This window comes from Ramlibacter sp. (assembly GCA_019635435.1).
Lineage (GTDB): Bacteria > Pseudomonadota > Gammaproteobacteria > Burkholderiales > Burkholderiaceae_C > JAHBZM01.
Genome location: JAHBZM010000001.1, coordinates 1,471,864 through 1,491,305, shown reverse-complemented (window position 1 = coordinate 1,491,305; position 19,442 = coordinate 1,471,864). Strand labels below are relative to the sequence as shown.

At 69.4% G+C, this 19,442-nt stretch carries 16 protein-coding genes and 1 other RNA gene; 7 read left to right on the top strand and 10 right to left on the bottom strand.

Annotation, left to right across the window (positions count from 1 at the left end; translation table 11 throughout):
- Positions 1 to 91: 91 nt before the first annotated feature.
- Entirely contained in the window at positions 92 to 1,801 is a 1,710-nt protein-coding gene (locus KF796_07150) for a diguanylate cyclase (protein ID MBX3586404.1), read from the top strand.
- Here KF796_07150 and KF796_07145 read toward each other — a convergent pair.
- The 6 genes from KF796_07145 to dapF form a co-directional block, all read right to left on the bottom strand.
- Entirely contained in the window at positions 1,790 to 3,307 is a 1,518-nt protein-coding gene (locus KF796_07145) for a HAMP domain-containing protein (protein ID MBX3586403.1), read from the bottom strand. The genes KF796_07150 and KF796_07145 overlap by 12 nt on opposite strands.
- Positions 3,304 to 3,915, bottom strand: a complete 612-nt coding sequence (locus KF796_07140) for a YfiR family protein (protein ID MBX3586402.1) — start codon at positions 3,913 to 3,915, stop codon at positions 3,304 to 3,306. Before KF796_07140 ends, KF796_07145 begins: the two co-directional genes overlap by 4 nt.
- On the bottom strand, positions 3,903 to 5,843 hold the full coding sequence (locus tag KF796_07135) for a TonB-dependent receptor (protein MBX3586401.1): 1,941 nt from the start codon (positions 5,841 to 5,843) through the stop codon (positions 3,903 to 3,905). Before KF796_07135 ends, KF796_07140 begins: the two co-directional genes overlap by 13 nt.
- A gap of 107 nt (positions 5,844 to 5,950) precedes the next feature.
- Positions 5,951 to 6,922: a tyrosine recombinase XerC gene (locus tag KF796_07130; protein ID MBX3586400.1), complete on the bottom strand. Its 972-nt coding sequence runs from the start codon at positions 6,920 to 6,922 to the stop codon at positions 5,951 to 5,953.
- Between the two features lie 12 nt (positions 6,923 to 6,934).
- On the bottom strand, positions 6,935 to 7,627 hold the full coding sequence (locus KF796_07125; protein MBX3586399.1) for a DUF484 family protein: 693 nt from the start codon (positions 7,625 to 7,627) through the stop codon (positions 6,935 to 6,937).
- A gap of 7 nt (positions 7,628 to 7,634) precedes the next feature.
- Complete coding sequence (gene dapF / locus KF796_07120) at positions 7,635 to 8,516, bottom strand: diaminopimelate epimerase (GenBank protein MBX3586398.1); 882 nt, start codon at positions 8,514 to 8,516, stop codon at positions 7,635 to 7,637.
- Between the two features lie 55 nt (positions 8,517 to 8,571).
- Here dapF and KF796_07115 point away from each other — a divergent pair, with 55 nt between their 5' ends.
- The 4 genes from KF796_07115 (at position 8,572) to KF796_07100 (ending at position 13,367) form a co-directional block, all read left to right on the top strand.
- Positions 8,572 to 10,206 (top strand): MBL fold metallo-hydrolase, encoded by a 1,635-nt coding sequence (locus KF796_07115; GenBank protein MBX3586397.1) that lies wholly within the window; start codon positions 8,572 to 8,574, stop codon positions 10,204 to 10,206.
- Complete coding sequence (locus KF796_07110) at positions 10,203 to 10,976, top strand: RNA-binding protein (protein ID MBX3586396.1); 774 nt, start codon at positions 10,203 to 10,205, stop codon at positions 10,974 to 10,976. The genes KF796_07115 and KF796_07110 overlap by 4 nt, the downstream gene beginning before the upstream one ends.
- Positions 10,977 to 11,052: 76 nt before the next feature.
- Positions 11,053 to 12,264 carry a DUF898 domain-containing protein gene (locus KF796_07105; GenBank protein ID MBX3586395.1) on the top strand — a complete coding sequence of 404 codons (1,212 nt, stop codon included), beginning with the start codon at positions 11,053 to 11,055 and terminating at the stop codon, positions 12,262 to 12,264.
- Positions 12,265 to 12,266: 2 nt separating this feature from the next.
- A complete protein-coding gene (locus tag KF796_07100; GenBank protein ID MBX3586394.1) occupies positions 12,267 to 13,367 on the top strand; it encodes a M48 family metallopeptidase in 1,101 nt (366 codons plus the stop codon).
- A 20-nt stretch (positions 13,368 to 13,387) separates the two neighbouring features.
- On the opposite strand, the gene rnpB is transcribed toward KF796_07100, so the two are convergent.
- Positions 13,388 to 13,744: RNase P RNA component class A (rnpB, locus tag KF796_07095), an RNA gene on the bottom strand.
- A gap of 62 nt (positions 13,745 to 13,806) precedes the next feature.
- Here rnpB and cysK point away from each other — a divergent pair.
- Positions 13,807 to 14,724 carry a cysteine synthase A gene (gene cysK, locus KF796_07090; GenBank protein MBX3586393.1) on the top strand — a complete coding sequence of 306 codons (918 nt, stop codon included), beginning with the start codon at positions 13,807 to 13,809 and terminating at the stop codon, positions 14,722 to 14,724.
- Between the two features lie 91 nt (positions 14,725 to 14,815).
- Entirely contained in the window at positions 14,816 to 16,534 is a 1,719-nt protein-coding gene (locus KF796_07085) for an NAD(P)/FAD-dependent oxidoreductase (GenBank protein MBX3586392.1), read from the top strand.
- A gap of 45 nt (positions 16,535 to 16,579) precedes the next feature.
- Here KF796_07085 and htpX read toward each other — a convergent pair whose 3' ends face one another.
- The 3 genes from htpX to pyrC all read right to left on the bottom strand — a co-directional run bounded on the left by htpX (position 16,580) and on the right by pyrC (position 19,360).
- Positions 16,580 to 17,455 (bottom strand): protease HtpX, encoded by an 876-nt coding sequence (gene htpX, locus KF796_07080; GenBank protein MBX3586391.1) that lies wholly within the window; start codon positions 17,453 to 17,455, stop codon positions 16,580 to 16,582.
- A 61-nt stretch (positions 17,456 to 17,516) separates the two neighbouring features.
- Positions 17,517 to 18,290 carry a DUF3025 domain-containing protein gene (locus KF796_07075; GenBank protein ID MBX3586390.1) on the bottom strand — a complete coding sequence of 258 codons (774 nt, stop codon included), beginning with the start codon at positions 18,288 to 18,290 and terminating at the stop codon, positions 17,517 to 17,519.
- Positions 18,291 to 18,316: 26 nt separating this feature from the next.
- On the bottom strand, positions 18,317 to 19,360 hold the full coding sequence (pyrC, locus tag KF796_07070; protein MBX3586389.1) for a dihydroorotase: 1,044 nt from the start codon (positions 19,358 to 19,360) through the stop codon (positions 18,317 to 18,319).
- Positions 19,361 to 19,442: the final 82 nt, after the last annotated feature.

Below are 19,442 nucleotides of genomic sequence, written 5' to 3'. Positions count from 1 at the left end.
CTCCCCGGCGCGGGCCGAGCGCCCCGTGGCGCCCCACTGGCGAACCGGGGACTCGCGGGCGACAATGGAGGGTTGTTAGGAGACAAACAAGATGGGGTTCTGGTTGGGCCGGTGCAGGCATTGGATAGCCCTCCTGCTGTTGGTCCTGTTGTCGGGCACGGCAGCCGGGCGCAGCGTGCTGGAGCTGGACACGGCACGCCAGCCCGTCGCACTGCTGGACTGGGGCGACTACTGGGTCGATCCGTCCGGCCAGTGGCAGGCCGCCGACACCGGCGCGCGCAACGACCTGCCCTGGAAGCCCACGCGACCCAACGCCGTGTACCCGCTCACCTCCGGCCAGGCGCTGTGGATCCGCTTCACCGTGCCCCCGGCGCCCGATGCCGAACGCTGGTACCTGGAGATCCCGTATCCCTCGGTGGACCGGGCCTCGCTCTACACCCAGGACAGCATCGGCCAGTGGAACGAGCAGCGCGCGGGTGACTCGGTGGCCGTGGGCCTGTGGCCCGTGCCGCACCGCCACCCCCTGCTGCCGCTGCAGGTATCGGCCGAGGAGCCGCGGCGCTACCTGTTGCGCATCGAGAACCCGCACAGCTTCGGCGCGCCGCTGATGTTCGTGAGCGAAAGCTTTCTGTACCGCAGCGAGCAGCGGGTGTCGCTGATCCTGGGGATCTATTTCGGGCTGGCCGGGCTGGCCGTGATGCTGGCCACGCTCAGCGCGGCCTCTCTGCGCGACTCGGCCTACAGCCTCTACGCGCTGAGCGTGGCGCTGATGGCGCTCACGCAGGCCTCGATGACCGGCATCGCCGGCCTGCACCTGTGGCCTGATTTCCCGTGGTGGAACGACATGGCGCCGCTGGTTCTGCCCTGCCTCACGGTGGCTGCGCTGCTGTGGTTTGGTTCGGCCGTGGTGTCGCTGCCCGAGCGCTCGAGGCGCCTGAACAGCCTGATGCTGGGCCTGGCCGGCCTGGGCCCTTTGCTGTGCATCGCGATCATGCTGGTCGATCCGTCCACCCGGTTCAGGCTGGTAGTGCCCTATGTGGTGACCTCGGCGCTGGCCGGCTCGCTGGTCATGCTCTGGTCATGGCGCCGTGGCGACCGCTTCGGCCTGTGGCTGCTGGCGGGCGCGGCGCCGGTCCTCTTCACCGCGGCCTTTCCGCTGGCGCGCATCAGCGGCCTGATCCCGGTGAGCTTCATGACCGTGCACGGCATGCAGATCGGCATCGCATTCGAGCTGCCGGTGCTGCTGGTGATCCTCATGCTGCGCAGCCAGCAACGGCGCGAGCACAACCGGCGCATCCAGGGAATGGACCGCATGGACCCGGCCACGGGCCTGATCAACGGCCACGTGTTCGCGGAGCGGCTGATCCGCATGATTGCGCGCTCCCAGCGGCTCAAGCACCAGGGCGCGGTGCTGCTCATCGACATCGCCAACACCGACCAGATCGAGCGGACCTTCGACCGCCGCTCCGCCGAGGAACTGCCGCTGCGCGTGGCGGGGCGGCTGCTGTCGGCGGCGCGCGAGATCGACAGCGTGGCGCGGCTGTCGGAGCGGCGCTTCGGCATGCTCGTCGAGGGCCCGCTGACGCCCGAGGAAGCGGCGCAGGCCGGCCCCCGGGTGGTGGCCCGCGGGCTCATGCCGTTCAAGAACAAGCCGCTCGAATGGGTGGCCCAGCTGCGGGTGGCGCAGGCGCTGGTCCCGCTGGATGGCGAGGACGCGCAGGAGGTGATCGACAAGCTCGGCGCGCTGCTCGCCAGCGTGCCCGCCGACAGCAAGCGCGCCGTCTTCTCGCTACACGACTGAGGTGACGAAGATCCGGCGCGGGCTGCCGCCGGGCACGTCCTGCAGCGGTGGCTCCAGCGTGAAGAAAAAGGTGGCGCCCTCGCCCGGCTTCGATTCGGCCCGGATCCTGCCGTCGTGGCGCAGGACGATGCGCTGCACCGTGGCCAGGCCGACGCCCGTGCCCGGGAATTCGGCTGGCGAATGCAGGCGCTGGAATGCGCCAAACAGCTTGTCCGCATAGGCCATGTCGAAACCGGCGCCGTTGTCGCGCACAAAGAACTCGGGCGGCGCGTCCCCGGCCGTCCGGCAACCGACCTCGATGCGGGCCTGCGGCACGCGGGCCGTGAACTTCCAGGCGTTGCCCACGAGGTTCTGCATCACCTGCTTGATCAGCGCGGGGTCGGCCCGGGCCGTCAGGCCGTGCGCAATGCAGATCTCGACCACGCGTTGCGGCTCGCGCTCGCGGCACTGCTCGACCGCCGCGGTGGCCAGGGCCGTCAGGTCCACCGGTTCGCGCCGCAGCGCCACGCGCGACACATGGGCCAGCGCCAGCAGCGCGTCGATCAGTTCCGACATCAGCCGCACGTTGAACCGGATCCGGTTGAGGTAGTGCCGGCCGCGTTCGTCCAGCTTGTGCTCGGCTGACTTCTCCAGCAGGCTGCTGAACGAGTCGATGACCTGCAGCGGCGAGCGCAGGTCGTGCGAGGCGGAGTAGGAAAACGCCTCCAGTTCGCGGTTGACCCGTTCGAGCTGGGCAGTGCGGCGGCGCACCCGGTCCTCGAGTTCGGCATTCAGGTTCAGCGTCACCTCGTGGGCCTGCGCCAGGGTGTCGGCGCGGTGCGCCAGCTCATCGAGCATGCTGTTGAAGGCGTCCACCACCTGCCCCACCTCGTCGTTGCTGGTGCGCACGGCGCGCAGGCTGTAGTCGTGGCCAGCCGTGACACGCCCGGCCACGTCGCTCACGGCCAGGATGGGCTGCATCACCGAGGACAGCAGGCCATTGGACAGCAACAGCGCCAGCGCCAGGCTGGCAACCACGACAACCCCCATCACCCCCAGGTACTGGCGCAGGCGGTCCAGTCGCTCATCGTCGGCCCGCAGGTAGACCGTGCCCAGCAATTCCCCCTCGCTGGCGATCCGCTTGAACGCCACCAGGCCGGCCTCATCCACACGCACGCCCTCGGCCTGCACCGGCGGGGGGGCCAGTGGGCTGGCATCCCGGGCATAGGTGGCGAACACCGTGCCGTCGGGCCGGTAGACCGCGGCGGCCGAGACATTGGGGCGGGCCCGCAGCAGCGCGAGGTTCTCGCGGGCAGCCCGCGAATCGTTGAACGTGAGCGCGGGCTCGGTGGCCATGCCCAGAAGGTCGGCCTGGGTCTGCAGGTCACGCTCCCAGGTCTGCTGGTAACTGCGCAGGTCAAACACCACCAGCGCCAGCGCGGCAAGGCTGAGCGCCACGAAGGTGGTGACCAGCACCACCCAGTTGAGCTTGTGGCGGATGGAGCGCAGGCGCAGCGGGAACCTCATCGCTCCCTCGGAGTGAAATTGGTAGACACCGCAATCAGCCGCGAACTGAGCTTGAGCCCGCGCCTGGTGGCCGCCTCGGGCGACACCTCGAAGCGGATCTGGCCTTCGCTCATGACCAGGTTGATCGCGCTGCCCTGGCGCAATGCGCCGGGTGACTCGGTCACCACCAGGGTGCCATGCAGGCGCGCTCCGCGCCCCAGCTCCGCGAGCCGCGCGCCGTGCTCGGCGGAGACAAACAGGATGTGCAGGCCCGAAGGCGGATCCGTGTCGTCAAACTCGCGCACCTCGATCCGCCGGCCATCGACGGTTCGCCCCGCCACCAGGGTGGTCAGGTCCGCCGCGAGTTCATCGTCGCCCCACACACCGATCACCAGCGCCGCGCCCGGCCCCGCGAACGCCCCTTCGGGCCATTCGACGTAGCCGGCAAACCGGTACAGGTAGGCGGCCTTGACGCGGCGTTCCGCCTGCGACTCGTCGGCCACGGGCTGCGCCGCCGCCTTGTCCGTGGGGAACCACATCAGCAGCAGCAACAACAGCAAACCCAGCCTGCGCAGCGTCCGCGTCCCCGGGGCCGGGCCTTCGCGGCCCACGGCAATCAGATGCGCCACAACAGTTTCAACCAGGCAGACCGCCGCTGCTGCGAGGCGGTGGCCGGATCGCCGTATTCAACATGCGCGCGGTCGAACAGGTTTTGCGCCGTCAGCGACAGTTCGACCGCCGGTGTGACGCGCCACCCCCACCGCGCATCCACAGCGGTATAGCCCGGCGTCCGGGAGTAGGACAGCCCCCCGACGTGGCGGATGTTCACATCCAGCTCATGCCGTGCCCCCAGGTTGTGGCTGGATCGCAGCAGCCACTGTTCGCGCGGGTCACTGCCCAGCGCCGAGGGCCCCGTCGGATCGGTGCTGCCGGGCTTGAGCCAGAAGTGCTGGTGCAGCGTGTTGAGCCCGCCGCTCAGGCGCCAGTCGCGCAGCACCTGCCAGTGGGCCCAGGCTTCCAGCCCGCTGACGCGACCCGCCATCAGGTTCTGCACCACCGCCGGCGGAGGCTGGCCACTGCGCAGCCGGCCATAGTGGTGCTGGAACAGCGTGACCGAGTACGACAGGTCCCGCGTGGCCTGGGCCCGCCAGCCCAGTTCCAGGACCGTGGCCACCTCGGACTGGAAGTCGGGGCCGCCGCGGATCAGGAACGGCGCCGCGCCCGGGAAGAAGAACTCGCGGTCCAGCCGCGCGGGCGCCCGCACCGCCCGCGACAGCGCGATCCACCCCAGCTCGGTTGCCGACGGGGTCCACGCCAGCCTGGCGCTGGGCAGGAACTCCCAGCCGGTGTAAACGTTGCTTTCAAACTTGACCCCCAGCGTGACGGCCAGGCGCTCGCTCAGCGCCATGCTGTCCTGCACGAACACGTTGCGCCAGCGCAGCTTCTTCTGCAGCGGGATGAAGGTGCTCAGCAGCGTGGTGCCGGCCTCATCGCGCGCCTCGCGGTAGCCCGCGCCCCAGATCAATTTGTGGTCGCGGGGCAGGGCCGGGCTGTGCTGCCATTCCAGATCAAGGACCGACATCTCGTCGCGGAACAGAAAGGGGTTGTCGCGCCGGCGGTGGTCATAGTAGCCCTGCAGGTGCCAGCCCGAGCCATCGGCCGCCTTGCGACTCCAGCGCGCCAGCAGATGGGCACCCGAGAGCCGGGGTGCCTCGACCGTGCCGGGCAGGGAGCCGCCCTCGTAGGCGTCGCCCTGCAGGGTCAGACCCTGGCCGGCCCGGCCCCATTCGGCACGCCAGCCCAGCTGCTTTTTGCGGGTGGCGTCGGTGAACGCGGTGCCGTTGGCGCGCGAGGTGGCGTGGCGGTTGAGGTTCATGGCATAGACGCGGTAATGCGCGTCGTCGCCCAGCTTGCCGCCATGGCGCGCCGAAACCTGGGAGCCCCCGTCACCCGCCCCCAGGGCCAGCAGGCTGCCCTGGGTGTCGCGCGCCGGCCGGGTGGTCACGTTGATCACGCCGTTGACCGCATTGGCGCCCCACAGCGTGGCGCCCGGCCCGCTGATGACCTCGATCTGGTCGACATCCTCCAGCATCAGGTCCTGCGCGTCCCAGAACACGCCGGAGAACAGCGGCGAATAGACCGTGCGACCGTCCACCAGCACCAGCAACTTGTTGCCAATGCCGTTGTTGAAGCCGCGGGCGCTGATGGACCACTGCGCCGCGCTGGTGCGCGCCACGTGCAGGTTGGGGGCAAGGCGCAACACCTCGGGCAGGCTGCGCGCGCCCGAGCGGCGGATGTCTTCGGCGGTGATGACGAACACCGAGGCCGGGGCCTGCAACAGCGGCTGGACGCGCCGCGAGACCGACGTGACCTGGATATTGCCCAGTTGCTCCAGCGACAGATCGCCCAGCTGGTCCAGACTCAGCAGCGCCACGTTCAGGCCCTGGGCCTGCAGGCTGCCCATGGCGCAACAGCCGGCCATCCACAACGCGCCCTGCCAGCGCCGCAAGCGCCACATCGGCCGGCGCGCCACCCTCTGTGTCACACAGTGATTCATGGTCAACCCCCTGGAACGCAACCTCTTGCCGCCGTTGGCTGGCGCGGTTTTTTTCGTTTTACCCCTTTCGGACGCAAAACGCATCAGGTTTTTTCACCGGCAGTGGTTTATTTGCGGCGTGCCCTGGGGTGCGCCGCGTCGTAGGCACGGGCCAGATGCTGGAAATCGAGCCGGGTGTAGACCTGCGTCGTGGTGATGTTGGCGTGCCCCAGCAGTTCCTGCACGGCCCGCAGATCGCTGCTGGACTGCAGCACATGGCTTGCAAAGGAGTGGCGCAGCATGTGCGGATGCACCGGCGTGGCCAGCCCGCTCCTGAGGCTGCGGCGCTTCAGGCGCAGCCACACCGACTGCGCCGTCAGGCGCGTGCCGTGACGGCCCGTGAACAGCGCGGGCTGCGGTGCCTGCGCCGCGGTGGTGGCCTGGCCCCGCAGCGCGAGCCAGTGCCTGAGCGCTTCGAGCGCCTTGGCACCCACGGGCACCGAGCGGCGCTTGCTGCCCTTGCCCAGCACATGGGCCTCCCCCGCCTGCAGGTCGATCCAGCCGCGTGCCGCGGGGCTGGCCTGGGCGTCCAGCCCCACCAGTTCGCCCACGCGCAGGCCGCAGCCATACAACAGCTCCACCATGGCGGCATCGCGCGCTTCAAGCCAGGGATCGGCCGACTCGTCGTGCAGCTCGGCCAGCTGCACCGCATCGTCCACGCTCAGGGCCTTGGGCAGGGGCTTGGGCGCCTTGGGGGCGCGCACATCCTGCACCGGGTTGTGGGCGACCCGACCCTCGCGGCCCAGCCAGGTGTAGAAGCCGCGCCAGCCAGACAGGATCAATGCAATGCCGCGGCCACTGCGTCCGCCGCCATGCATCTGCGCGACCCACCGGCGGATATGGGTGTTCTGCACCTGGACCAGATCCACGCCCGCCGCCGCGGCGCTCGCGGCCAGCTTCTGCAGGTCCAGGGCATACAGCTGCACGGTGCGTTGCGCCAACCGCTTTTCGACGCGGACATGCTCAAGGTATTTTTCGATCAGGGCCGCCGGGTCGCCGCCCTCCGCAAGGGGCTTTGCGCCTTGGGGCGACCCGGCCATGCTCATGCGCGGCTACTCGTGGCGCAGCCGTGACAGGGCGGCGCTGGCCAGCTCGGCCAGCCGCTCCAGGAAGTCGGTGCCCATGCCGCTGGTGAAACGCTGCGGGTCGGGCGAGGCCAGCACCAGCATGCCAAAGGCCGGCCCCGGGCTGCTGATGGCGCCCGCGCGCAACGGAATCAGCGCGATGGACATGGCCACCGCCGCGTCGTCCAGCCAGGTCACGGCCTCGAAGCCGGAGTTCACGCCGCAATAGGGCTGGGTCAGCGACGAGGCGAACGCCTTGGCGTCATCGCTCACGCCTTCGGCAAAGGCCTCGCCGCCATAGCGGGCGTCGACGCCCCAGACCTTGATGGCCACCTGCGGCACCATGAACTGGGTCGCAATGCCCGCCGTGATGGTGGCCGGGATCGCCCGGCCCGCCTGCACCATGAACAGGTCGCGCGCCCAGCGTTGCAGCCGGTCGGCAATCACCATGTTCTCGTTGCCGTTGCGGATCATGTCCATCACGCGGTGCTCAAGCATCTTGATCTTCTCGCGCAGCATCTCGGCCTGCCGCTCCTGCAGGCTCACGGCGCGGTTGCCGTGCGGGCTGGTCAGCTGCACCGCGCCCAGCAACTCGGCGTGGCGCTCGAAGAAATCGGGCGTGTTGGCCAGGTAGTTGGCAATGTCGTCTTCGGTGATCGGGGTGATGGGTGCCTGGTTCATGTTGCCTTCATTCGGGAATGTCAATTTCGCCTTCAAACACGCTGGTGGCCGGGCCGGTCAGCATCACGGGGGACCAGCCCTCGCCCCGCGCGCCGTCCCACTCGATGGTGAGGCGGCCACCACGGGTTTCCACATCGACCCGGCGATCGAACTGCCCGAGCCGGATGCCCGCCACCACGGCCGCGCAGGCGCCGGTGCCGCAGGCCAGCGTCTCGCCTGCGCCGCGCTCGAACACCCGCAGGCGCGCCTGAGTGCGGCTCACCACCTGCAGAAAGCCCGCGTTGACCCGGTTGGGAAAGCGCGGATGGCTTTCGATGCGCGGCCCCTGCTGCGCCACGGGCGCCCGGTCCACGTCGTCCACCCACTGCACCGCGTGCGGGTTGCCCATGGACAAGACTGCTACCGAAACCATAGCACCCTGTGGCGATGGATCAAGGGCCAGCGGCCACTTTTGCCATGAATCCACGGACTGTGGCGTGAGCCCGGCCGGATCAAAGGGAATGGCCGCGGGCTCGAACACCGGCGGCCCCATGTCCACCGTCACGCGGCCGTCGGCGCCCATGTTCAGCACCAGCGTGTTGTTGACGGTCTTGACGCGCACCGAGGTCTTGTCGGTCAGGCCGTGGTCGCGCACGTAGCGCACAAAGCAGCGCGCGCCGTTGCCGCAGTGCTCCACCTCGCCACCGTCGGCGTTGTGGATCACGTATTCGAAGTCGATGCCGGTCGCCGGCGAAGGCCGCACCGTGAGGATCTGGTCGGCGCCCACGCCAAAATGCCGGTCGGCCAGGAACTGGTACTGGCGCGCGGTGAGCCCGAGCCGGCCCCGGGTCTCATCGAGCACCACGAAGTCGTTGCCCGCGCCCTGCATCTTGGTGAAGCGGATTCGCATGGCGGGGATTATCGCCCCGCAGGCAGGGCCGGTGCCGCCTGCCGATAATGCCGGGATGGCCCGACCTTCCCAATTGCTCCACCCCCAGCGCGAACCGGCCGCCACGCGGCCCGCCGCCACCGTGCTGCTGCTGCGCGACGGCGCCGATGGCATCGAGGTGCTGATGACGCGCCGCTCCACGACCGCGAGCTTCGCGCCCGGGGCCTATGTGTTCCCCGGCGGCGGCATCGACGCCGCGGACAGCGCCGCCCACGACGCCGCCACGCGCCGGCCAGGCCAGGATGACACCCGCCTGACGCAGGCCATTGCCGCCATCCGTGAAAGCTTCGAGGAACTGGGCGTGCTGCTGGCGCGCCACGCCGATGGCCGCCTGGCCGATGCCGCCGACATCGCCGCCCTCGACCGCCAGGCGCCCTTCGCCGCGCAATGCCAGGCCCGCGGGCTGACGCTGGCGGCCGACGCCGTGTTTGTGCTGGCGCACTGGGTCACCGACCGCGACCTGCCGCGGCGCTTTGACGTGCCGTTCCTGGTGGCACGCATGCCCGGCGGGCAGCAGCCCGTGGCCGACGATGCCGAGCAGTTCGAGCCGGTCTGGGTGCGTCCGGCCGATGCGCTGCAGCGCCACGAGGCGGGCGGCTTCTTCATGATCTTCCCGACCATCCGCACGCTGGAGCGGCTGCAGCACTTCGGCAGCGTGGACGCGGTGCTCGCGGCCTGCGCCGGTGAACAGCCCCTGTGGACCAGCTGCCCGCGCGCTGCCTGGCTGGCCGGCAAGGAAGCCCGCTACATGGAGCATGAAATGCCCTACGGCGAGCTGGCCCTGGTCAGCCCCGACGGCCAGATCGTGCACCACCTGGACTGGCGCACCGAGCAGCCCGTGCCGCTGCTGAAGAACGTGCAGCGCCTGACCGCGCCCAACCCCGGCGCCATGACCGGACCCGGCACCAACAGCTACCTGGTGGGCGACCCCGACAGCGGCTACATCGCCATCGACCCCGGCCCCAACGACCCGGTGCACCTGGAGCGGCTGTGGCGCGCCGCTGGCGGCGACATCCGCATGATTGTGTGCACCCACTCGCACCCGGACCATTCGCCGGGCGCGAAGCCGCTGCAGGCGCTGTGCAAGGGCACGCCGCCCATCCTGGGGCTGCCCTCGGCGCCCACCGCGCGGGCGGCCAGCGAGTTCACCCCCGATCGGGCGCTACAAAATGAAGAGCGCCTCACGCTCACCGGGCCTGGACTGGCGCACACTTTGATGGTGATCCACACCCCGGGCCATGCCGCCAACCACCTGTGCCTGGTGCTGCTGGAAGACGGCTTGCTGTTCTCGGGCGACCATGTGCTCAACGGCAGCACCACGGTGGTCGACCCGCCCGACGGCGACATGAACGCCTACCTCGAGTCGCTGGACCGGCTGGACGCTGCCTGCGACGCCCACGGCATCGAATTCATCCTGCCGGCCCATGGCCATGTGCTGGGCGAGGCCCGCCAGACCATTGCCCGGCTCAAGGCGCACCGCCTCAAGCGCGAGGCCAAGGTGCTGGCCGCCATGCAGGCCCGCCCCGAGGGCACGATGGACGACTGGGTCGCCCACGCCTATGACGACGTGCCGCCGCGCATGTGGCCAGTGGCCCAGCGCTCGCTGCTGGCGCATGTGCAGCGCATCCGCGCGCTGCAGGGCAACCCGTGACCGAACCGGTGCGCCTGGCCAAACGCGTGGCCGAGCAGAAGGGCTGTTCGCGCAGCGAGGCCGAACGCTACATCGAAGGCGGCTGGGTCAGCGTGAACGGCCAGGTCATCGAGGTGCCGGCCTTCAAGGTGGCGCCGCAGCAGGCCGTGGTGATCGACCCCCACGCCACGCTGCTGGACAGCGTCCCGGTCACGCTGCTGCTGCACAAGCCCCCGGGCTACGAGGCCGCGCTGGACAACGGCCCCGGCCCCCAGGGCAGCCGCAGCCGTGGCGCGCCACCGGCGCTGCAGCTGTTGACCGCACAGGCCCATGCCCCGGATGACCGCAGCGGCATCCGCCTGCTGAGAAAGCATCTGGCCGGGCTCACCGCGCTGCTCGCCCTGCCCACCGAGGCCAGCGGGCTGACCGTGTTCACCCAGGACTGGCGGGTCGAGCGCAAGCTGACCGAGGACGCCGACGAGGTGGAGCAGGAAATCATGGCGCAGGTGCGTGGTGAGGTGGCGCCAGCGCAGTTGCAGCGCCTGTCCCACGGGCTGACTTTCAACGGCCGCCCCCTGCCACCGGCCAGGGTCAGCGTGAGCAGCAGCAACGAGCAGCAGACCCGCCTGCGCTTTGCGCTCAAGGGCATCCGCCCGGGGCAAATCCCGTCGATGTGCGACAGCGTCGGCCTGCAGCTGCTCACACTGCGGCGCATCCGCATCGGCCGCGTGGCGATGGCGGGCCTGGCGCCGGGCCAGTGGCGCTATCTGCTGCCCCACGAGCGGTTCTAGCCGGCGCCCGCCGGCCCGGGCTCGAGGCGGGAGCGCCCGGCTACACTCCCTCGCATCGAAAAAACGGGAGGAAGCCATGGACACGGGCCAGGTGCGCGGCGGGGTTGATCCCCACCCGCTGGAATTCACGGGCCGCGGCGGCGAATTCTTCAGGGTCTGGATCGTCAACCTGCTGCTGAGCATCGTCACGCTGGGCCTGTACACGCCGTTCGCAAGGCGGCGCACCGCCCAGTACTTCTACGGCAACACCTGGGTGGCGGGCAGTCCACTGGAGTTCAGCGCGCAGCAGCGGCGCATGGTGTTCGGGTTTCTGGTCCTGGTGGCGCTGTATGTGGCGTTCAAGCTGGCGGCGGACACCGGCCAGGACACGGCCGTCAGCCTGTTCATGCTCGCAGGCGCGGCCCTGGCCCCCTGGTTCTGGGGCAGCGCGATGCGCTTTCGCCTCGGGGCCACCCGCTGGCGCGGCGTGCGCCTGCAGTTCGCCGCGTCCTGGGGCGAGATCTACAAGGCCAGCTGGCCCGTGTTCGCACTGGCCCTGGTGTGGATGGCGGTGATGGCACTGGTCAGCGTGATCAGCCCCGAGGCCGCCCCTGCGGCGGCGGCCGGCGCCAGGCCCCGCATGCCGGGCTTCGGGCCGGCCGTGGCGGGCCTGTTCGTGCTGGGCCTGATGTTGAGCGTGCTGTGCATCATCCGCCTGGAATTCAACTTCAAGAGCCTGCTGGTGAAGCGCGCGCGCGTGGGCGACCAGGCCGGGCGCTGGAAGCCCGTGTACGGTGATTTCGTCAGGATCTGGCTGGCCACCCTGGGGGTGTTCCTGCTGTGCGTCGTGCTGGCCAGTGTCCTGCTGGGCGTCCTGTTCGGGGGCTCGATCGCCATGTTCTCGGGCCTCAAGGGTGGCGGCCTGAAAGCGGTGATGCTGGTGGTCGTCGCGGGGGTGCTGGCCATCTTCCTGTTGCTGCTGGCCTCGGCACCAGCGCGCGCCTACCGGGAGGCACGTCTGTTCCAGCTGGTGTGGAGCAACGTGGGCATCAGCCAGATTGCCCGTTTCAAGTGCAATCTGCGCGCGCGCCGCTATGTCGCGCTGCGACTCAAGAACATGCTGCTGACCCTGCTGACCCTGGGCTTCTACCGGCCGTTCGCGATGCTCAGCGAGTACCGGATGAAAACCGAGTCGGTCACCCTGCACCTCAAGGGCGGCGTCGACCAGTTGGCCGGCCAGCTGGTCGTCCAGCAAGGCGGCCTGGGCGATGCCGTGGCCGACGCCGTGGGGCTCGACCTGGTGGGCTGAGCATGGCGGCCGAGCTGATCCGCGCACGCTGGTTCGATGGCCGCCACAGCCAGCCCCAACCGGCGCTGGTGGGCCTGCAGCCCGGCGCGGACGGCACCACACTCGCGCTGCATCCGCTGGCACGGGATGCGTCGCCTTTGTATTTCGCCCATGGCGACGTCGGCTGGCCTCAGGCCTGGAGCGCCGCGCGCGCTCCGCGAATGGTTCTGGTGGACCTGGGCGAGCGCGGCAGCCTGGAAATCGACGACACCACGGCCTGGCAGGCGGCCCTGGTGGCGGCCGGCACCCGTGCCCCGCTGGCCCAGCGGATGCAAACACGCTGGACCGTCTTTGTGGCGGTGCTCGGCATGGCGGCGCTGCTGCTGGGGGCCTTCTACCGCTGGGGCACGCCCTGGGCCGCGCAGCAGCTGACCGCCCACGTGCCCCTCGCCTGGGAAACCAGCCTGGCTGATCGCGCACTCCAGCAGCTGGACCACAGCGATCTGCAGCCCAGCAAGCTGCCCCTGCAGCGTCAGGCGGCGCTGACACGCGACTTTGAGGCGCTGGCCGCGGGCATGACCCCGTCCATGCGGCGCTACAGCGGCTACCAACCGCGGCTGACACTGGCGTTTCGTTCGGGCATGGGGGCCAATGCCTTCGCCCTGCCGGGCGGCACCATCGTGCTGACCGACGGCCTGGTCGAGGCGGCCACGGCGGCCGGCCTGGGGGACGACGCGCTCACGGGAGTGCTGGCCCATGAAATCGGTCACGTGGTGCACCGGCACACCACGCGCATGGTGGTCGAGCAGGGGGTGCTCAATGTGGGCCTGGGGCTCGCGCTGGGCGATGTTTCCAGCATCGTGTCCATGGGCGGTTCGCTGCTCACCGGGCTGGCCTACCGGCGTGGCCACGAAACCGAGGCGGACTGTTTTGCGGTCGCGCTGATGCGCGGCACCGGCAGGCCCACGGCCCCGATGGGAGAACTGCTGCTGGCCATCAGTGGCAAGGAACAGCGCCAGCCCGCGGCGGGCGCCCCGCCCGGCCTGCTGGAGCTGCTGAGCAGCCATCCCGACACGCGGGGGCGCGCGCAGCGGCTCGCCGAGGGGCAGGCCACGGGCTGCTGAACGCAGGCGCCGCAATAAAAGTGTGAAGTCCGCCGATAAGCCGGATTCTGTGCATCGGGGTCGCCCCCAATGTGACCGCCATTACTCTGGGCCGGGGGTCGCCCACCCGGCTCGATGCTACCTACCCGCCAGCTCTGCGGAACCACATCAACGCTGGCCTACTTGGTATTGCTGCGCGTAGAGATTGCCCGTTTCACCCCCTTGGTGCTCGTGCCTGCGGCTTGCGCCACCGGTGCGGCCCCAAGGGACTCGTCTCTGTTGCTCTGATCCTCACCTCACGGTGGACAGGTGTTACCTGCTACGCTGTCCTGCGCAGTCCGGACGTTCCTCCAGTGCCGTGTTTCCACGATTGCACCAGCGGCGGTCTGGCCGACTTCACACAGGCATTATCGCAGTGCGCCACAATGGCCGATTTGAACGTGAGCCCAAGGAGACCCGAATGAAAGCCAGCAACATTCTGCAAACCATTGGCGGCACGCCGCACGTGCGCGTCAACCGACTGTTCGGCGCCGACCACCAGGTCTGGATCAAGTCCGAGCGCAGCAACCCCGGTGGGTCGATCAAGGACCGGATCGCGCTGTCCATGGTCGAGGCGGCGGAAAAGTCCGGCGCGCTCAAACCCGGCGGCACCATCATCGAGCCCACCTCGGGCAACACCGGCATCGGCCTGGCCATGGTGGCCGCCGTCAAGGGCTACAAGCTGGTGCTGGTGATGCCCGACAGCATGTCCGTCGAGCGCCGCCGGCTGATGCTGGCCTATGGCGCCAGCTTTGACCTCACGCCCCGGGAAAAAGGCATGAAGGGCGCCATTGCCCGCGCCGAGGAACTGGTGGCCGCCACGGCCGGCGCCTGGATGCCCCAGCAGTTCGAGAACCCGGCCAACATTGACGTCCACGTGCAAACCACGGCCCAGGAAATCCTGGCCGACTTCCCGGACGGCGTGGACGCGCTGATCACGGGCGTGGGCACGGGCGGCCACATCACGGGTTGCGCCCGGGTGCTCAAGGCGAAATGGCCCAAGCTGCAGGTGTTTGCCGTGGAGCCCGTGGCCTCGCCCGTGATCTCGGGCGGCGCCCCGGCGCCCCACCCCATCCAGGGCATTGGCGCGGGCTTCATTCCGAAGAACCTGGACACCAGCCTGCTGGACGGCGTGATCCAGGTCGATGCCGAACCGGCGCGCGAGATGGCCCGCCGCGCGGCCCGCGAGGAAGGCATGCTCGTGGGCATTTCCTCGGGCGCCACGCTGGCCGCCATCGCCCAGAAGCTGCCATCGCTGCCCAAGGGCGCGACGGTGCTGGGCTTCAACTACGACACGGGCGAGCGCTACCTCTCGATCGAAGGTTTCCTGCCCGCCTGAGGCCTGCCCTGGGCCTGCCCGGCCCCGTTCAATCTCGACGGGGCCGTATCATCCCTGCCTTCTGCTTGATAACCACAAGCCCGCAAGTCCGATGATCCGAATTTCAGAAATCAAGCTCACGCTGGCCCAGGCGGAGCAGCCCGACGCGGCCTTGCGCACTGCCGCTGCCGGCCTGCTCGGCATCGCGCCGGACCGCATCGCCGCCCTCCATGTCTTCAAGCGCAGTTTTGACGCGCGCAAGGCCGAGCTCATGGCGGTCTTCATCGTTGATGTGACGCTGGCCGAGCCGTCGCAGACGGTGGCGCTGCTTGCGCACCATGCGGGCCACCCGCACATCCAGCCCACGCCCGACATGGCCTGGCACCCGCCCGTGCAGGCGGCCACGGCCCCGCCGCTGCGCCCGGTGGTGGTGGGCTTTGGCCCCTGCGGCATTTTTGCCGCGCTGGCGCTGGCGCAGATGGGCCTGCGCCCCATCGTGCTGGAGCGCGGCAAGCCGGTGCGCGAGCGCACCAAGGACACCTGGGACCTGTGGCGCAAGAACACGCTGCACCCCGAGAGCAATGTGCAGTTTGGCGAGGGCGGCGCCGGTACCTTCAGCGACGGCAAGCTCTACAGCCAGATCAAGGACCCGCGCCACCTGGGCCGCAAGGTGATGGCGGAGTTCGTCAAGGCCGGCGCGCCCGAGGAAATCCTGTTTGTCGCCCACCCGCACATCGGCACCTTCAAGCTCGTGAAGGTGGTGGAAAACCTGCGCGCGCAGATCATCGCGATGGGCGGCGAGGTGCGGTTCCAGCAGCGCGTGACCGATGTGCTGATTGAAGACGGCCCTGGCGGGCGCCAGCTGCGCGGGCTGAGCGTGCGGGACCAGGCCACGGGCCAGACCCAGGCGCTGCGCGCCGACCACGTGGTCATGGCGCTGGGCCACAGCGCGCGCGACACCTTTGCCATGCTCTACCGGCGCGGCGTGTGGATGGAGGCCAAGCCGTTCTCGATCGGCTTTCGCATCGAGCACCCGCAGGGCGTGATCGACCGCGCGCGCTGGGGCCGCCACGCGGGCCACCCGCTGCTGGGCGCGGCCGATTACAAGCTGGTGCACCACGCGGCCAACGGGCGCAGCGTCTACAGCTTCTGCATGTGCCCGGGCGGTACGGTGGTGGCCGCCACGTCCGAGCCCGGCCGTGTGGTGACCAATGGCATGAGCCAGTATTCGCGCAACGAGCGCAATGCCAATGCCGGCATGGTGGTGGGCATTGACCCGCGCGACTACCCCACCGATGCGGCGGCCGTGGCCGCCACGCTGGGCGACGAATTCGGCAGCCTGCAGGCACCGCCCGACCGGCCCTTTCACCCACTGGCCGGGATCGTGTTGCAGCGCCAGCTGGAGTCCAACGCGTTCGAGATGGGGGGCCGCACCTACGAGGCTCCCGGCCAGCGCGTCGAGGATTTCCTCGCGGGCCGGCCGTCCACGGCCCTGGGCAGCGTGCTGCCCTCGTACAAGCCCGGCGTGAAGCTGACCAACCTGCACGCGGCGCTGCCGCGCTACGCGATCGAGGCCATGCAGGAAGCCCTGCCCGTGTTCGGCCGCAAGATCAAGGGCTACGACATGGCCGATGCCCTGCTCACGGGCGTGGAGACGCGAACCTCATCACCACTCAAGATGACCCGGGGCAATGATTTCCAGAGCCTGAATGTGCGCGGCCTGTACCCCGCGGGCGAGGGCGCAAGCTACGCGGGCGGCATCCTGTCGGCGGGTGTGGATGGCATCAAGGTGGCGGAAGCCGTGGCGGCGGGCATCACCCGGGCAGGATGAAAAAAGCCGCCCGGGGGGCGGCTTGCGGAACCGGGCGACGCGCGCTCAGCCCTGCGCGCTTTGCAGCGCGGCGATGCGCTCTTCAATCGGCGGATGCGTGCTGAACAGCTTGCCGATGCCGCCGGTGATGCCCATGGCCTGCACGCTCTTGGGCAACTCGCCCGGTGCCATGCCGCCCAGCCGGGCCAGCGCGTTGATCATGGGCTGGCGGCGGCCCAGCAGCCGGGCCGAGCCCGCGTCGGCACGGAACTCGCGCTGGCGGCTGAACCAGGCCACCACGATGGCCGCGGCAAAGCCCAGCACGATGTCCAGCACGATGGTGGTGACCCAGTAGCCGATGCCGGGGCCCGAACGGTTGTCGTTGCCGCGGTTCAGGAAGCTGTCGACTGCATAACCGATGACCCGGCTCAGGAACACCACGAAGGTGTTCATCACGCCCTGGATCAGCGTCATGGTGACCATGTCGCCGTTGGCAATGTGGGCCACCTCGTGGCCGATGACCGCCTCGACCTCGTCGCGCGTCATGCCCTGCAGCAGGCCGGTGGACACGGCAACCAGCGCCGAGTTCTTGAACGCGCCCGTGGCGAAGGCGTTGGGCGCGCCCTCGAAGATGCCCACTTCGGGCATGCCGATCTGGGCCTGGTCGGCCAGCTTGCGCACGGTCTCGACGATCCAGGCTTCATCGGCGTTGCGCGGCTGCTCGATCACCTGCACGCCAGCGCTCCATTTGGCCACCGGCTTGCTGATCAGCAGCGAGATGAAGGCGCCGCCAAAACCCATGATCAGCGCAAAGCCGAGCAGCGCGGTGAGGTTCAGGCCATTGGCCGTGAGGTAGCGGTTGACGCCCAGCAGGCTGGCAACGATGCCCAGCACCACGACCACCGCAAGGTTGGTCAACACGAAAAGTGCAATGCGTTTCATGAAATCTCCGAGGCGTGATTGAAGTTCACCCCGCGCAAAGATGAGGCCGCCGGCGGCCGGTTCAAGAGAGCGGGGTTCGCAGAATGCCTTGTTGTTCTGGTGCTATCGGCAGCCTGCGGGGACGGAATACAAGGGAGTCATCATAGAAGGAAAAGTTCTGGTTTTCGGCCCACCAGCCGGGCACGCCGAGCACCGGCAGCGGCGTGAAGGGCTTGCCCGCCAGGCGCCCCGCCGTGCATTGCGCGGCCAGCCAGCCGTCGGCTTTTGCTATTGAATCCATAGCGCACTGTGCCCGCCAGACATGGGCTGTAAGCACTTTTCTCGGGGAAACCAGCTTTTCGAGCAGCGCATGCCCCACCACCAGCAGCCGCGCCTGCCGCCAAAGCGGCCGCAGCTCAACGAAGAGCCGATGCCAGTCGCGCGCGAGCAGTGCGTCCCACAGCGGCGCCGGGGCGTCCAGCAGCGCGCCGTTCTCGTCGAACACCGTGACGGCGTCGCGCACCGGGCCGCGCGCGGCGCCCACCCCTGCGCGGGTGATCTCGCCCGCCTGCAGGGCGTTGAGGGCCTTTTTGGTGTGGGGCAGTGCCAGCCAGCAGATTCCATTGAAAAAGTCATGGTAGCCCGCGCGCGTCGGGCACTCTCCGCTATCGAAAATATAGCGCTCGTAGGCCGTGCCGGGAGGCAGCGTTTCCTGGGGCACAAAGCAGAGCGGCGCACCAGGCTGCGCGTTCAGCGCCTCGTGCAGCGGCACGCCAGCGGCCACGCGTCGGGCCACCGGTTCGCCGGTCTCGCGCCAGGGCGCGAACCAGGGGACCTGCCAGTCAATGGCCTGCACAGCGCTTCAGCGCGCGCGGGCGCCGCTCATGCGGCTTCGGCCACCAGCCGCCACGGCAACGCCTCGCCCGAGCGCAGGGGCTTGAGTTCGGCCTCGCCAAAGGCAAAGCTGTCGGGTGGCGTCCAGCGCTCACGCCGCAGGGTCACGGTGCCCTGGTTGCGCGGCAGGCCGTAAAAGGCGGGCCCGTTGAAGCTGGCAAAGGCCTCGAGCTGGTCCAGTGCGCCGGCCGCGTCAAACGCCTCGGCATACATCTCGAGCGCCGCATGCGCGGTATAGCAGCCTGCACAGCCGGTGGCATGCTCCTTCAGGTGGGCCGGGTGCGGCGCGCTGTCGGTGCCCAGGAAGAATTTGCCGCTGCCGCCGGTCGCGGCGGCAACCAGCGCCTGGCGGTGCGTTTCGCGCTTGAGCACCGGCAGGCAGTAATAGTGCGGGCGGATGCCGCCCGTGAAGATCGCGTTGCGGTTGTACAGCAGGTGGTGGGCCGTGACGGTGGCGGCCGTGAAACGGTCCGCCGACGCCACGTACTGAGCGGCCTCACGCGTGGTGATGTGCTCGAACACGATCTTCAGTTCGGGGAAATCCCGGCGCAGCGGGATCAGCTGCTGCTCGATGAACACCGCCTCGCGGTCGAACAGGTCGATGTCGGGCGAGGTCACCTCACCGTGCACCAGCAGCAGCAGGCCCTCGCGCTGCATGGCCTCCAGCGTGGCGTGGGTTTTGCGGATGTCGGTGACGCCGGCGTCGCTGTTGGTGGTCGCGCCGGCCGGGTACAGCTTGCAGGCCACCACGCCGGCGGCCTTGGCACGGCGGATTTCGTCGGGCGGCAACAGGTCGGTGAGGTACAGCGTCATCAGCGGCTCAAAAGCCGCGCCGGCCGGCACCGCGGCCAGGATCCGCTCGCGGTAAGCCGAGGCCAGCGCCGCCGTGGTGACCGGCGGCTTGAGGTTGGGCATGATGATGGCCCGGCCAAATTGCGCCGCCGTGTGCGGCACCACCGTGGCCAGCGCGGCCCCGTCACGCACGTGCAAGTGCCAGTCGTCAGGGCGGGTGATGGTGATTTCTTGCGTCATGGGCACAGATTGTCCCAGACGCGCCGATCAATTCCAGGCCATCGCGGAACCGGCTTTGCCGGGCCGCAGATGGCGCCCCCCA

Coding starts and splice junctions, on each gene's coding strand:
- KF796_07150 (MBX3586404.1), top strand. CDS start 92: ATGGGGTTCTGGTTGGGCCGGTGCAGGCATTGGATAGCCCTCCTGCTG.
- KF796_07145 (MBX3586403.1), bottom strand. CDS start 3,307: ATGAGGTTCCCGCTGCGCCTGCGCTCCATCCGCCACAAGCTCAACTGG.
- KF796_07135 (MBX3586401.1), bottom strand. CDS start 5,843: ATGAATCACTGTGTGACACAGAGGGTGGCGCGCCGGCCGATGTGGCGC.
- KF796_07130 (MBX3586400.1), bottom strand. CDS start 6,922: ATGGCCGGGTCGCCCCAAGGCGCAAAGCCCCTTGCGGAGGGCGGCGAC.
- KF796_07125 (MBX3586399.1), bottom strand. CDS start 7,627: ATGAACCAGGCACCCATCACCCCGATCACCGAAGACGACATTGCCAAC.
- dapF (MBX3586398.1), bottom strand. CDS start 8,516: ATGCGAATCCGCTTCACCAAGATGCAGGGCGCGGGCAACGACTTCGTG.
- KF796_07115 (MBX3586397.1), top strand. CDS start 8,572: ATGGCCCGACCTTCCCAATTGCTCCACCCCCAGCGCGAACCGGCCGCC.
- KF796_07105 (MBX3586395.1), top strand. CDS start 11,053: ATGGACACGGGCCAGGTGCGCGGCGGGGTTGATCCCCACCCGCTGGAA.
- KF796_07100 (MBX3586394.1), top strand. CDS start 12,267: ATGGCGGCCGAGCTGATCCGCGCACGCTGGTTCGATGGCCGCCACAGC.
- cysK (MBX3586393.1), top strand. CDS start 13,807: ATGAAAGCCAGCAACATTCTGCAAACCATTGGCGGCACGCCGCACGTG.
- KF796_07085 (MBX3586392.1), top strand. CDS start 14,816: ATGATCCGAATTTCAGAAATCAAGCTCACGCTGGCCCAGGCGGAGCAG.
- htpX (MBX3586391.1), bottom strand. CDS start 17,455: ATGAAACGCATTGCACTTTTCGTGTTGACCAACCTTGCGGTGGTCGTG.
- pyrC (MBX3586389.1), bottom strand. CDS start 19,360: ATGACGCAAGAAATCACCATCACCCGCCCTGACGACTGGCACTTGCAC.